This window comes from Streptomyces sp. NPDC019443 (genome assembly GCF_044389785.1).
Classification (GTDB): Bacteria; Actinomycetota; Actinomycetes; order Streptomycetales; family Streptomycetaceae; genus Streptomyces.
Map to the genome: position 1 here is coordinate 453,364 of NZ_JBIRYJ010000003.1, position 13,337 is coordinate 466,700.

At 69.2% G+C, this 13,337-nt stretch carries 9 protein-coding genes; 5 read left to right on the forward strand and 4 right to left on the reverse strand.

Annotation, left to right across the window (positions count from 1 at the left end):
• Positions 1 to 55: 55 nt before the first annotated feature.
• Positions 56 to 727 (reverse strand): HAD family hydrolase, encoded by a 672-nt coding sequence (locus tag ACH492_RS12450; protein WP_398985526.1) that lies wholly within the window; start codon positions 725 to 727, stop codon positions 56 to 58.
• A gap of 23 nt (positions 728 to 750) precedes the next feature.
• Positions 751 to 1,935 carry a zinc-dependent alcohol dehydrogenase gene (locus tag ACH492_RS12455; RefSeq protein ID WP_398985528.1) on the reverse strand — a complete coding sequence of 395 codons (1,185 nt, stop codon included), beginning with the start codon at positions 1,933 to 1,935 and terminating at the stop codon, positions 751 to 753.
• A gap of 165 nt (positions 1,936 to 2,100) precedes the next feature.
• Between ACH492_RS12455 and ACH492_RS12460 the strand changes: the two genes are divergently transcribed.
• From ACH492_RS12460 to ACH492_RS12480, 5 genes are all read left to right on the forward strand, one after another.
• Positions 2,101 to 3,138, forward strand: coding sequence for an SDR family oxidoreductase (locus ACH492_RS12460; protein ID WP_398985530.1), 1,038 nt, complete (start codon positions 2,101 to 2,103; stop codon positions 3,136 to 3,138).
• 235 nt (positions 3,139 to 3,373) lie between these two features.
• Positions 3,374 to 5,209 carry a glycoside hydrolase family 15 protein gene (locus ACH492_RS12465; RefSeq protein ID WP_398985532.1) on the forward strand — a complete coding sequence of 612 codons (1,836 nt, stop codon included), beginning with the start codon at positions 3,374 to 3,376 and terminating at the stop codon, positions 5,207 to 5,209.
• 49 nt (positions 5,210 to 5,258) lie between these two features.
• Positions 5,259 to 6,182: a MurR/RpiR family transcriptional regulator gene (locus ACH492_RS12470; RefSeq protein ID WP_398985535.1), complete on the forward strand. Its 924-nt coding sequence runs from the start codon at positions 5,259 to 5,261 to the stop codon at positions 6,180 to 6,182.
• Positions 6,183 to 6,522: 340 nt separating this feature from the next.
• Positions 6,523 to 6,918 (forward strand): hypothetical protein, encoded by a 396-nt coding sequence (locus tag ACH492_RS12475; RefSeq protein ID WP_398985537.1) that lies wholly within the window; start codon positions 6,523 to 6,525, stop codon positions 6,916 to 6,918.
• Positions 6,919 to 7,197: 279 nt separating this feature from the next.
• Positions 7,198 to 8,121, forward strand: a complete 924-nt coding sequence (locus ACH492_RS12480) for an alpha/beta fold hydrolase (RefSeq protein WP_398985539.1) — start codon at positions 7,198 to 7,200, stop codon at positions 8,119 to 8,121.
• A 9-nt stretch (positions 8,122 to 8,130) separates the two neighbouring features.
• Here the strand turns inward: ACH492_RS12480 and fxsT are convergent, their stop codons facing one another.
• Entirely contained in the window at positions 8,131 to 12,114 is a 3,984-nt protein-coding gene (fxsT, locus tag ACH492_RS12485) for an FxSxx-COOH system tetratricopeptide repeat protein (protein WP_398985541.1), read from the reverse strand.
• Positions 12,111 to 13,337 (reverse strand): FxsC protein, encoded by a 1,227-nt coding sequence (fsxC, locus tag ACH492_RS12490; RefSeq protein ID WP_398985543.1) that lies wholly within the window; start codon positions 13,335 to 13,337, stop codon positions 12,111 to 12,113. Before fsxC ends, fxsT begins: the two co-directional genes overlap by 4 nt.

The following is a 13,337-nucleotide window of genomic DNA, read 5'->3' on the forward strand; positions in this document are numbered from 1 at the left end:
TACCCGTCACGACGTACGCAAACGTGCTCCGGCCGGCTCGCCGCCCGCGCGCGCGTCAGGTGCGCTCCAGCTGGGCGAGCAGGCTGCTGTCGAGGTGCGAGAGCAGATCTGCGGGGTCACGGTAGACGGCTGCCGCTCCGGCACCCTCCAGGTCGGCGCGCGCGATTCCTCCCGACAGCAGGGCTACGGCGCGGACACCCGCCTTCGCCGCCGCCTCCATGTCCCACACCGTGTCGCCGACGAACACCGCTTCACCCGCAGAGGCTCCGGCAAGCTCCAGGGCGTGCTGCACCGGATCGGGCGCCGGTTTGCCCTCGGAGACGTCGTCCGCGCTCGCCGTGCCCTCGATGACATCGTCCGCGTCGACAGCGCGGCGCAGAGCGGCCAGTTCACGCCCTCCCGCGGAGGTGGCGAGGACGATCCTCCAGCCGCGGTTCGCCAAGGTGTGCAGCAGGTCGCGTGCCCCGTCCAGCGGTGCCAGGCGCTCGGCGTACGTGCCGTAGAGAGCCTTGTGCGTGGCGCTGATCTGCGCGTCCTGGCCGCGGTCCCTGCCGTCGCCCAGCAGATGCGCGATCAGATCGTCGGAGCCGAGGCCGATCGCCCGGTGGATGGCGTGGGTCGATACCCGGTGCCCCGCCTGGCGGAACGCCTCCCACCAGGTCGTCACATGCAGATGGTTCGTGTCGACGAGGGTGCCGTCGACGTCGAACAGCGCCGCGCGCGGCATGTCGTCCTCGCTCTCCGTGCGCCCTATGGCTTCAGCAGTGTCTTGATCATGCCGTCCCGCTTCGCCTGGAACATCTCGTACGCCTTCGGTCCGTCCTCGAGCGGCATCCTGTGCGTCGCGAAGCCCTCCACGCCGAGCACGTCCTTGTCGTCGAGCAGCGGCAGGATGTCGTCCACCCAGCGCTTGACGTTGGCCTGGCCCATCCGGAGCTGAATCTGCTTGTCGAACAGGGTCAGCAGCGGCAGCGGGTCGGCCGCGCCGCCGTACACGCCGGACAGCGAAATCGTGCCGCCGCGCCGTACGACGTCGATCGCCGTGCAGAGCGCGCTCAGGCGGTCCACACCGGCGTGTTCCATGACCCGTTCGGCGACGGCGTCCGGCAGCAGGCCGGTGATCCACTGGGCGGCCTTCACGACGGGCGCGCCGTGCGCCTCCATCCCGACGGCGTCGATCACGGCGTCGGTCCCCCGCCCGTCGGTCAGATCGCGGATGGCGTCGCCGAGACCCTTTCCGTACCTGCGCAGGTCCATCGCCGTGATCCCATGGTGTGCGGCCCTGGCCAGCCGGGTCGGCACCAGGTCGACGCCCAGGACCAGGCGGGCGCCGCGGTGCAGAGCGACACGGGCGGCCATCTCACCAATCGGTCCGAGGCCCAGTACGGTGACCGACCCGCCGGGCGGGATGTCGGCGTACTCGACCGCCTGCCACGCGGTGGGCAGCACGTCGGACAGATATACGAAACGCTCGTCGGGAGGCCCGTCCGGCACCTTGATCGGAAGGCTGTTCCCGAAGGGGACCCTCATGTACTCGGCCTGCCCGCCCGGCACCTGGCCGTACAGCTTGCTGTAGCCGAACAGCGCGGCCCCCGTGCCCCGCTCGCGGACCTGCGTGGTCTCGCACTGCGACTGCAGGCCCTGCTCGCACATGAAGCAGTGCCCGCACGAAATATTGAAGGGGATGACGACCCGGTCGCCGGGGACGAGGGAGGTCACCTCCGGACCTGCCTCCTCGACGATGCCCATGGGTTCGTGCCCGAGGATGTCTCCGGGGTCCAGATACGGGCCCATCACCTCGTACAGATGCAGGTCCGATCCGCAGATGCCGGTGGATGTGACCCGCACGATGATGTCTCCCGGATCCTTGATGTGCGGGTCGGGCACGGTGTCCACCCGCACGTCCCGCTTTCCCTGCCATGTCAGCGCGCGCATGCCGTCCTCCTGTCACGGTGATGGTTCCGGCGCACTTCGGGTTCCCCGGGGGCGTCTCGTTACACGTGGGCTGCGCACCACGACGACGTGCCGGTCCCCGTTTCATCCCTGCGGATCTGGACACCCGAACGCTCCGAGCACTGGATCAAGGTCACGGAGTAAGCCATGAGCCCGAACACAGAACTGCGGGTGGTGGTCACCGGGGCCACCGGCAATGTCGGCACCAGCGTGGTGCGGGCCCTGGCGGATCATCCGCAGGTCGGCTCCGTCCTGGGCCTCGCCCGCAGGATCCCCGAGCTGAGTGTCCCGAAGACCGAGTGGGCCACCGTCGATCTGGCCCGGCTGGAGGACACACATCTGCTCGGGCAGCACTTCGCCGGGGCGGACGCGGTCATCCATCTCGCCTGGCGGTTCCAGCCCACCCACGACCCGGTGGTCACCTGGGAGACGAACGTCCTCGGCTCGCTCGAGGTGTTCAACGCGGTCGCGTCCGCCGGTGTGCCCGCGCTGATCCACGCCTCATCGGTCGGCGCGTACTCACCAGGGCCGAAGGAGGGCCGCGGCGTCGACGAGTCGTGGCCGACCCATGGCTGGCCGGACGCCGCGTACTGCCGCGAGAAGGCCTACCTCGAACGCGTTCTGGACACCTACGAGCGGGACCATCCCGAGGTCCGCGTCGTGCGGATGCGGCCCTGCTTCCTGTTCAAGGAGAGCGCGGCGAGCGAACAGCGCCGCATCTTCGCCGGCCGCTTCCTGCCCGGGCCGCTGTTGCGACCCGAACTTCTGCCGTACGTACCGGACTTGAAGGGCCTGCGCTTCCAGGCGCTGCACACCGACGACGCCGCGGAGGCCTACCGCCTGGCTGTGCTGCGCGAGGTGCGCGGAGCGTTCAATCTGGCCGCCGGACCGGTGGTCGACGCAGGGTCGTTGGGCGAACTCCTCGACGCACGCGTGGTGCGCGTACCGCGGCAAGCGGTACGGGCCGTGCTGGCCACTGCCTGGGGGCTGCATGTGGCCCCGGCGTCACCGCACCTGTTCGACGCGGTACTGCGGCTGCCCCTCCTCGACCCCTCTCGTGCGCATGACGAGCTGGGCTGGACGCCGTCACACACGTCGCTCGAGGCAATCGCGGAATTCCTGCGTGGAGTTCGCCAGGGCAGTGGCGAACCCACGGCTCCGCTCGCGGGCCACAAGGCGCATTGAACCGGACCTCAAAAGTCACTCCCCCCGGCGACTCAGGCCGCATCGGCCATGATGCGACCTCCTCACCCTCCGCCATTAGTTCAAACTTTAACTACATGGAGACCGCCCGCACGAGAAACCGCCGACACCCTCGGACGCGTTGACGTGCGGGGTCACCCCGGCCATCGCAGGATGGTGCTGTCCAGGGCGTACTGACGCAGGCGGAGCCACCGGCTCCTGACGAGGGAGAACCGCAATGCGCCACTACCCGCCCATCGCAGACCACGGCATGATCGGGGACCTGCAGACCGTCGCCCTGGTGGCATCCGACGGAGCGATCGACTGGTTCTGCGCCCCGCGATTCGACTCGCCCAGCATCTTCGCCGCCCTCCTCGACAACGAGCGTGGCGGCAGCTTCAGGATCACCGCCGACCACCCGGACGCCCGTGTCACCCAGTTGTACCTCCCCGACACCGCGGTCCTCGTCACCCGCTTCCTCACCGCCGAGGGGGTGGGCGAGGTCGTGGACTTCATGCCGCTGGACTCCCCAGAGACCGCGACGGACCGGCACCGTATGTTCCGGGTAATGCGCGTCGTACGCGGCAGTGTGCGCTTCACCGTGGAGTGCAGCCCTCGCTTCGACTACGGCCGGGCCACCCACGCGCTCAAGCTGACCGAGTCGGGCGACAGTGCCGTATTCACCGGCCCCGGCATCGACCTGCACCTGCAGAGCAGCGCACCGCTGTGGACCGACAACGGCAACGATGTCCAGAGCACCGTCACGCTTCAGGCCGGAGAGACCGCCGCGGTCGTGCTGACCACCTGCGCCAACGGCGGGGAGCCACCCGAGCCGCTCGGCCGCGCGGTGGCGGAGGCCACCTGGCGGTCGACCGTACAGTTCTGGCACAGGTGGCTGCGTACCTCCCGGTACCGCGGCCGCTGGCGGCAGACCGTGAACCGCTCGGCCATCACGCTCAAGCTCCTCACCTACGCCCCCACCGGCGCCCCGATCGCCGCCGCCACCGCCGGACTGCCCGAGCAGGTCGGCGGCGAGCGAAACTGGGACTACCGCTACACGTGGATCCGGGACGCCTCGCTGTCTCTGGGTGCGCTGATCGACCTGGGTTTCACCGAGGAGGCGAACGCCTTCCGCCTCTGGCTCGGCGGGCGGCTGGCCGCGGGCGCGGCCGGCTCCGGCGAGCCGCTGCAGATCATGTACCGGGTGGACGGGGACCCGCACCTCCGCGAGGAGGTCCTCGACCACCTGGAGGGCTACCTCAAATCCTTCCCGGTACGTATCGGGAACGGCGCGGCCGATCAGCTCCAGCTCGACATCTACGGCGAGGCGGCGTTCGCCCTGACGCAGTCCGGCGGCATCGCGGAGACCGGCGGCTTCGAGGGCTGGCAGGCGATCGCCCGTGTCCTGGACTGGCTGGCCGACAACTGGGACCAGCCCGACGAGGGCATCTGGGAGACCCGCGGCGGCCGCAAGGACTTCACCTACAGCCGGCTGATGTCCTGGGTGGCCTTCGACCGCGGCGTCCGTCTGGCCAGGGAGTACGCGCGCCCCGCCGACCTGGAGCGCTGGACCGCCACCCGCGACGCGATCTTCCTCCAGGTGATGGAGCGCGGCTGGAGCGAGAAGCGCCGGGCATTCGTCCAGCACTACGACTCCGACGTCCTGGACGCCTCACTGCTGCTCATGCCCCTGGTCGGGTTCGTCGCGCCGAAGGACCCGCGCTGGCTCGCCACTCTCGACGCCATGGACCGCGAGCTGGTCTCCGACAGCCTCGTCTACCGCTACGACCCGTCCGCGTCCCCCGACGGACTGCGGGGCTCCGAGGGCACGTTCACCCTGTGCACCTTCCACTACGTACATGCGCTCGCCCGTGCGGGCCGCGGCGACGAGGCACGCTACGCCTTCGAGAAAATGCTCACCTACGCCAACCATGTGGGGCTCTTCGCCGAGGAGATCGGCCCGACGGGAGAGCAACTGGGCAACTTCCCCCAGGCGTTCACCCACCTGTCGCTCATCACGGCGGCGATGGCGCTGGACGACGCACTCGACAAGGCCGAAGCCCGGGAGCCGTAGCCGACTCGTGAGCTATGTTTCACGCGTGGGACGAGAAGGAGGCACATCGGTGCCATCAGGGCAGCAGGCACGAGCGCAGGCGGCTGCGATCACGCCGGGACACCAGTCTCCGGACACCGAGGCGGCCCCCACGGACAGGGTCCTCGCACTGTTCGGCGGCCACCGGCTGTCCCCCGCCCAGCGGCGCATCGCCCAGTACCTGGTCGACCACCTCACCGAAGCGGCGTTCCTGTCGATCACGGAGCTCGCGGAGCGCGTGGGGGTGAGCCAGCCGTCGGTGACCCGCTTCGCCTCGTCCTTGGGTTTCAGCGGCTTCCCCGCGCTCCGCGAGGCGCTCCAGCCCATCGCGCTCAGCGCGGTCGCCCGTCACCCGGACACGCGCGAAGAGATCCGCCGCAATGAGCTGCAGGCCGCTGTCGACGCCGAGATCGAGAACCTGGAGAGCCTGCGGCGTCTGCTCGCCGACCCCAACCAGATCCTCGACGTCGGCCGCGAACTTGCCCGGTCGACGCCGCTGACGATTCTGGGCCTGCGGATCTCGGTGTCCCTGGCGGAGTACTTCGCCTACGCGGCGAGGCGGATCCACCCCGATGTGCGCCTGGTGACCCGCGGGGGCAGCGTCGCCTACGACGCGCTGCTCCAGTCGCGGGAGGCGGGCGGGACATGGGTGCTCGCCTTCGCGATGCCGAGGCACGCCAATGAGACCTTGGCGGCGATGCGGGCCGCCCGCAGGACGGGGCTGCGCGTCGCGCTGATCACCGACCTGACACTGGGGCCGCTGGTGGACGAAGCCGATGTGGCGCTCACCGCGGGCACCGGATCCCGGCTCGTCTTCGACTCGTATTCGGCGCCGGGGGTGCTGTCCGCAGCCGTCCTGCAGGCCATGGCCGACGCGGATCCGGGACGTACGCAGGTGCGGCTCGAGGGGTACGAGCAGGCCGCGGAACAGCACAACTTCTTCCTCGAGGACTGACGCGGACCGGCGCGCATCGGTTCGGCCGCGGCATCACAACCCGTGCATGAAATTTTTCATACTCTTGCTTACTCAACGGTATATATATTTACTGCACCTGGTGACCGCCGGTGTGCCCCGAAGCCGCGAGCCAGTCTCAGCCCTTCCCGAAGGAAATTCCGCAGGCCATATGACCGAACACCCAGGGACGACGCTCCCTCCTCACGTCGCCCCATGGTGTTCCACCCGGGCGCTCCGCTTCTCGCGGACACCCGTGGCGGCCCTGGTCAACCCCTGGGCCGGGGCCGCCAAAAACCTCCACCCTCAGAGCCCGCACGCATCGCATCCGGAAGGGACGACGATGTCCTCCCAGACCTACACACCGCTCAGCCCGGACTGGCCTTGTCAGGTCAAGGCCCCCGGCAGCCACGACTGGGAGCGCACGGCGGCACGCTGGCTGCGAGACCTCCTGCCGGCCCGCTACGCCGGCTATTCGACGCTCACCCGCCACCACATCCTTCTCGCGCGCCATGCGCAGCTCCAGCTGCAGCACGAGATCCGGGCCGTGCGGGTCGCGCTGCAGACCAGCAGGGCGGAGCTGCCCACCCTCGGAGTGTCCGACACGATCATCGAGAGCACCATCAGGCTGTACGCCATCGAGCTGGAGCAGCTCAACCGGCTGGCCCGCGGCGTCCGGCTCATCACCGAAGCCCTCCTGGCGGGCACGGATGTCCAGCGCAGGCGGTCGCACGCCTAGCGTTCCGCGCAGGCGGTCACACACCTGGGAGCGCGTCAACCTCCACTCCCCTGCCTCACCCCGGCAACCCGCGGCTCCACGGGGGTTCACCGCGCGCGGCTCAGGCGGGTCGGCTACTTTCATTACGGCCGACAGCCTGCCGGGCACGGATCGCACTTCTTCGACGCCCCAGGGTCAGGCAAATCGGCTGATTTGAGCGCTACCAACGGCGCCCCCGTCCACCATGCTGGGCGGGGGCGCCGTTCCGGGCTGAGAGCCGCTGGCAACGGGAGGCAACGGGTGTCAGGTTTGGTGCAAGCCCCCGACCGCGACGGGAAGCTGGCATACGAGGAGTGGGGGGACCCCAAGGGGTACCCGGTATTCCTGCTGCACGGCACGCCCGGCAGTCGGCGCGGGCCCCGGCCCCGGACCTTTGACCTGCACAAGCTCGGGATCCGCCTGATCGCGTACGACCGCCCGGGGTACGGGGATTCGGACCGCCACCCCGGCCGGAGAGTCGCCCACGGCGCGAAGGATGTCGCCGCCATCGCCGACGCGCTGGATCTTGAGCAGTATTCGGTGGTCGGCCGCTCCGGCGGGGGGCCGCACGCACTGGCGTGTGCGGCACTCAACCCCGACCGGGTGGCGAGCACCGCCGCGGTGGTCACTGTGGCGCCGCCGGACGCCGAAGGCCTGGACTGGCTGGTCGGCATGGCCGATTCCAATGTGATGACGTACAGCATGATGGCCCGGCACTCGCCGGATCTCACCCAGGTGGGCGCACTTCTCGCGCGCAACGCCGACGCCATCCGAAGAAACCCGTCCTCCCTCCTCAGCTCTCTGACGGGGGAGATGCCCGATGTGGACCGTCTGGTCGTCGAGGATGCCGGGATCCGTGACCTGCTTCTGCTCAACTACCTTTCCGCTGTTGGTGAGTTGACCGGACGGGAAGCGGAGCTGGAGGATCCGCCGGAGCCGGCGGGCTGGGTGGACGATCTTGTGTCGTTCCGCGAGCCGTGGGGCTTCAGGCCTGAGGACATCGAAGGCGTACCGGTCCTGCTCTGGCACGGCGAGCAGGACGTCTTCTCCCCCGTCAGCCACTTCCGCTGGCTGGCGGACCGGATTCCCGGAGCGACCGCCGTACTGCAGCCCTCGGCCGCCCACTTCGCGGCGCTGCCGGCGCTGCCGCGGATCCTGGCCTGGGTCCGCGACAGCGCCGTATGACAGCTGCGCTCAGATCGGGTGCGGCTCCAGCTCCAGACCACTGCGCTGCCAAGACCGAAGAGCCACCGTCTTCGGATGGTCGGCGCCGAGCCGTTTGATCATCTCGGCAAGGGCCTCGTCGCGCCTCGCCTCGGCCGCACTCGGCTCACCGAGTTCCCGCAGCAGTACGGCGAGGTTGCCCGCGCACACCAGCGCGGCGGGGTGGCTGGACTGCAGGACTTCTCGCAGCTGGTCGAAGACCGCTTCGTACGTCCTGCGGGCCTCCTTGCGACTTCCCTGCTCCGCCTGCGCGTTGGCGAGGTTGACCCGGCAGACAAGGACGTGCGGGTGGTTCTCCCCGAGGAGTTCGGTGAACGCGGCCACCGCCTGCTCCGCGAGAGCCTGGGCTTCGGCGGCCTTACCGGCGCCCAGCAGATGCACCGCGTAATTCGCTGAGCAGGCGACCGTGTGCGGGTGGTCCTCGCCGAGGCTGCGCCGGAGGTCGTCCAGCACCGCGCGCCCCAGTTCCAGAGCCTCAGCCCTCCGGTCCAGCGCCATGAAATCGCTGGCCAGGTTCATCTTCAGCAGCAACCGCTCCGGGGAATCCCCGCCCTCGCCCTCCGGCGTGTACTTCAGGACGTTGCGGGTGAACTGCTCCGCCTCGCCCGGCCGTCCCGCACGGCGCAGCGAACCGGCCAGCCCCTTGACAGTGTTGAGGACGGTGGGCGCGCCCTCGGTGAGTTCGAGGTTGCGCAGGCAGCGGTCATGAGCCTGCTTGAGCAGGCTGACGGAGCCCGCGTAGTCGCCGCACTCCCGCAGATCACGCCCGAGGTTGACGGCCGACTCGATGGTCAGGGGGTGGTCGGGGAGGAGGATCTCCTCGCGGGTCTCGAAGGTCTTGCGGTCCAGATCGCGTGCCGCGTAGTAGTCGCCGGAAACCGACAGGGAGACCGCGAGGTTGTTGGCCGCGGTCAGCGTGCGCGGGTGGTCATCGCCGTAGACGGCGCTGTATCTCTGATGGGTCTCCCGGTCGTACGCCAGCGCTTCGTCGAAGCGGCCGAGACCCCGCAGATCGGCGGCGATGCTACTGGTCGTCATGAGGACGTGCTGGTCGTCCTTGTCGCCGAGGACGGCGAGCTGCCGCTCCAGAACTTCCTCGTCCAGGGCCAGAGACTCGTCGTACTTACCCTGTGCCCGCAGGATATTGCCGATCTGGAACTTCATGTGCAGCATCCAGCGCTCGTCGGTGTCTCCCGCCGCGCTCCACTTGGCCACGCACTTCTGGCAGCGCTCCATGGCCTGTGCGAATTCCCCGCGGCGGCGCAGCTGGCGGACCCGGTCGACGAGAAGCTCTCGCACACCGTCGTCGGGCGTGGTCATTGCCCAGGGCGTGCCGAGGTGCGGCCAGAGGATCCGGTACTGGTCCCAGGTGTTGGGGTCCTCCGGGTCGTCCTTCCCCGGCCGGGCCGCGACCAGCGCGCGGTAGACCGTTTCACGCGCTTCCCGCTGCTCCTGCTCGGTCATGCTGTTGCGCATGGAGAGCTGGACCAGCCGGTGTACCTGGACGCTTCTGGCCTTGCGGTCGACGCGGATGAGGGCGAAACGGCTCAGCTCCTGGTAGGCGCGGGACACAGTCCGGCTGCCGCCCAGGGTCCGGGCGATCTCGACGCCTTCCAGCAGGTCCATGGAGATGGGCTCGGGGCTGAAGTACGAGCACAATTGGAGCAGCCGTACCGCGGGTGGGTAGTTCTCCTTAAGTCGGTCGATGGCGAAGTCCCAGGTGCCGCCGGTCGCGTTGGTGAGATCGGCGATCTGGTCGCCGTGGCCGCGGTCTTCGGCGCCGGCCGTCGGCACCTGGAGCAGCCTGATGTACTCGCGGGCGCTCAGGCCGGTCTGCTTGATGCCTGCCGCGGCCTGCTCGACGGCGATGGGCAGGTCGCCCAGGGCTTCGGCGACCAGGTTGGCCTCCTCCGGGCCCCAGTCCGGGAGCCTGCGGCGCAGGTGGCTGACGCTCTCGGGGCGGCTGAAGACGCCGATCTCGACGGTCTCGGCGTAGCGGCCCCAGCCTTCGGAGCGCTGGCTGGTGATCAGGACGTGTCCCGAACGCCCGCTCTTGAGGATGTCGGGCAGGTTCCCCGCCTCGTCCGCGTTGTCGAGGATCAGCAGCCAACGGTGGTACGGCTCCCCCAGATCGAGGGCTTCCCGTACCGCTCGCGCCGTCTCGGTGAGGTTCTTCCGCTCGGGCAGGCGGAGCGACCGGGCCATCGCCGCGTACTGCCCGACGGCGAGGTCGGGCTGCTCGGCCTGAATGTGCCACACGACGTCGTAGTCGCCCTTGTAACGGTGGGCGAATTCCTGCGCGAGGAGCGTCTTTCCGACTCCGCCCATGCCTCTGAGGAGGATGGCTTGATTCCCTGTCCGCAGCCGCTCTCTGATGGTCTCAAGGAGTTCGGTGCGGCCGGTGAAGGAGGTTGTGCGCAACGGAACCGACCAGACGGGCGGCTCGGCGCCCGGATAGCGCGGAGCCAGCCGGTCCGGGCCGGTGAAGTGGGCGCGGGGCTGCGGCAGGGGAGCTGCGTCGAAGGCCCGCAGCAGGATCTCCCTGGCGGCCTCCTCGGTGTCGCAGCGGGTGAGGTCGGCGAGTCGCTCGGTGAAGGGTGCGCTCACCGGCACATCCTCGATCCGTACGGGCACCAGGTGCCGGCGGTTGCCGAGCTTGTCCGGCGAGAAGACCGTCTCCCATGTCGTCCTGAAACGGGAGGAGCGGAGATAGGCGCCGGACAGCACGGCGAGGGTGTGGGAGGTGGACTCCACGCCGCGTTCGGTCTCGGCCTTGAGCCGGGCGCCCTCGTCGGTACCCTCCTGGGCCAAGTGCACCCGGAATTCGGCGGCTTCGAGCACGGCACGGATCCAGTCGGCCCAGGTGCGGTCCTGCGGGACGTAGCTGATGTACACGTCGGACACGTCGAGGGGCCGGCGGCGGGTGTACTGGTCGAGATAGCGCTGGCGCAGCCCCTCCTCCATACGCGGCATCGAGGTCACCTCGCCGTCGGAGACGACCGCGGTGAGCCGTTCGTAGGCGGCGAGCAGCGTGGAGGGATTGCCGGGGGTGTCGCGGAAGGGAGCCAGCAGTTCCTCGTACGAATATGAGGGCCGGTAGGGGATCTCGACCTTGCCCCAGTAGTCGTGCGGGGCGATGGTGCTGTGCCTGCCGAGGATCCTGCCGAATCGCAGCCGGATCTGGCCACGGGCGGCGTCGAGCCGGTCGGCCTGGCCGTTGGTGTCCTCGACTCGCATCGGTACGGGCAGGATGCGGATGTTCCGGAAGCTGTACATCGCGTCGATGCGCTCCGCGACCGCGGCCGCTCCGTCGATGCTCTGGCTGCTGGGGGTGAAGCAGGTGACCAGCGTGTGCGGCAGATTGACGGTGCAGATGTCGGAGATATCACTCAGGCCGGTCCGGCTGTCGATGAGAACGTAGTCGTAATTCTGGACGAACTCACACTTGAGGGACTCGATGAATTCCGTCGCCAGCGGGCCGTCCATGAACGGCTTCCAGTCGAACTGTGAGAAAGCGCTCAGATAGCCCTTGTTCTTGGTACCCGCCGGGAGGTAATCGAGCCTGCCGTTCTCGGGGAATGCCCAAATGACCGGAATGACACAGTGGTTGAAGCGGGCCCGTTCGGCGACCCATGCCTCGTCGACGACCGCGGCCCGCTCGTGGGTGTCCCAGCCCGGGTACTGCACCTCGGCGAGCCGCTGCTGCTCCAGCAGTGCCTGGCTGAAACGGCTGACGAGGTCGAGCACACCCGGTGTGGTGAGGAGCTTGTCCTGGTCGAGAAAGGGATGCAGGAAACGGTCGAGGCCAGGGGCGTCGAGGTCCCAGTCGACCACCAGCACCCGTTTCCCGGACGACGCGAGGATCCAGGCGGTGTTGGCGAGTGCCATCGTCCGTCCCGTACCGCCCTTGTACGAGTAGAACGTGATGATCCTGCCCGCGTCCTCGCCGGTCATGGCCTGGCCTCCGCGCCGCCCTCGTCGGTGCCGAGTCCGTCGGCACCGACCCCCGGCAGTCTCCCCGCCATTGTGCTCCGCGGGGACGATTGCGGCTGAATGTACCTCAGATAACGCATGTAGGCGGACTCCGCCAACTCACCGAACCACAAGGCAAATGCGTCGGCCGTGACAAGGCCCCGCACAGCGAACTGCTGTCCCATTCTTCCCTCCCTCAAATAGCGGGGAAAAGCGGATTCCAGAAGTCCGCGTAGCCGTTCGGAATGTTCCTTGGTCTGCGGGTCGTCGTCCGCGAGGGCGGTCAGCACAGCCGTCCAGGGCCGGTATGCCTCGTCGAAGGCGCGGGCCTGGCGGGCGACCTTGGCATCGTGCAGCGCCCAGGGGTCCACAACGAGGATCCAGGGCGCGGCCGGTGTGTCCGTGCCCCGCAGTTCGACGAGGGTCTTGTCGAACGACACCACCTCGGGGTCGAAGCCCAGATTGCGGGCCAGCTCCGTGACCTGCTCGGCGACCGGACCGCCCGCCACCGGGCCGTACGGCCGCCAGTCGAGCGGACGCGGGCCGTAGCGCGCGGCCTCGCGGCCGAGCGGCAACCGCTCCTCGGACGGGGCCAGCACGGTGATCCGCAGCGGCGGGCTGGGCGGCGTCGCCGCGAACGCGTCCGGCAGCCGGGCCAGTCCGGCCGGATCGAGGGGACCTGGCGCCCAGGTCCCGGCAGCCGCGGCGGTGGCGATGCGCTGCGCGAGCCACTCGGTGACCTGGAGGGCCTGGCCTTCCTCCAGGTCCAGCAACTGGTGCAGCCCCATGGCCGCGTAGGCCTCCTCCGCGTCACCCGTTCCTTCCGGAACCGCGGGGGTGTCCTGGACCGCCGTCGGCACCGAGGCGGCCGGGTAGGGCGTCCACAGCACGGGCACGATCCGGGGAGCGGTCCCCGGCGCGGTCCGGTTCGTGACGGCGGTCCACTGACGGCCGCACAGCGAGTCGGTGAAGTACCGCTTCGAATACAGCGGGACGAACACCCGACAGCCGGTCAGCGCCCGTACGGACTCATCTCCCGGGGTGCCCGGCTGCTCGACGAAACCGGCCTTCGCCTTCGGCACCCCGGCGTGCGTCGCAACCCTGTCCCGCAGCTTCTCGTAGAAGTCGAAGACGAGCCTGTCGGGGTCATGCCCGGTGCGCCGGTCACCCGGGATCCGTGCGTAACTCAAGAAGAAGAGCGGCAT

Bases quoted from the DNA above. Each gene is read 5' to 3' on its own strand.
- ACH492_RS12450 (WP_398985526.1), bottom strand. From the start codon at position 727: ATGCCGCGCGCGGCGCTGTTCGACGTCGACGGCACCCTCGTCGACACG.
- ACH492_RS12455 (WP_398985528.1), bottom strand. From the start codon at position 1,935: ATGCGCGCGCTGACATGGCAGGGAAAGCGGGACGTGCGGGTGGACACC.
- ACH492_RS12460 (WP_398985530.1), top strand. From the start codon at position 2,101: ATGAGCCCGAACACAGAACTGCGGGTGGTGGTCACCGGGGCCACCGGC.
- ACH492_RS12465 (WP_398985532.1), top strand. From the start codon at position 3,374: ATGCGCCACTACCCGCCCATCGCAGACCACGGCATGATCGGGGACCTG.
- ACH492_RS12475 (WP_398985537.1), top strand. From the start codon at position 6,523: ATGTCCTCCCAGACCTACACACCGCTCAGCCCGGACTGGCCTTGTCAG.
- fxsT (WP_398985541.1), bottom strand. From the start codon at position 12,114: ATGACCGGCGAGGACGCGGGCAGGATCATCACGTTCTACTCGTACAAG.
- fsxC (WP_398985543.1), bottom strand. From the start codon at position 13,337: ATGCCGCTCTTCTTCTTGAGTTACGCACGGATCCCGGGTGACCGGCGC.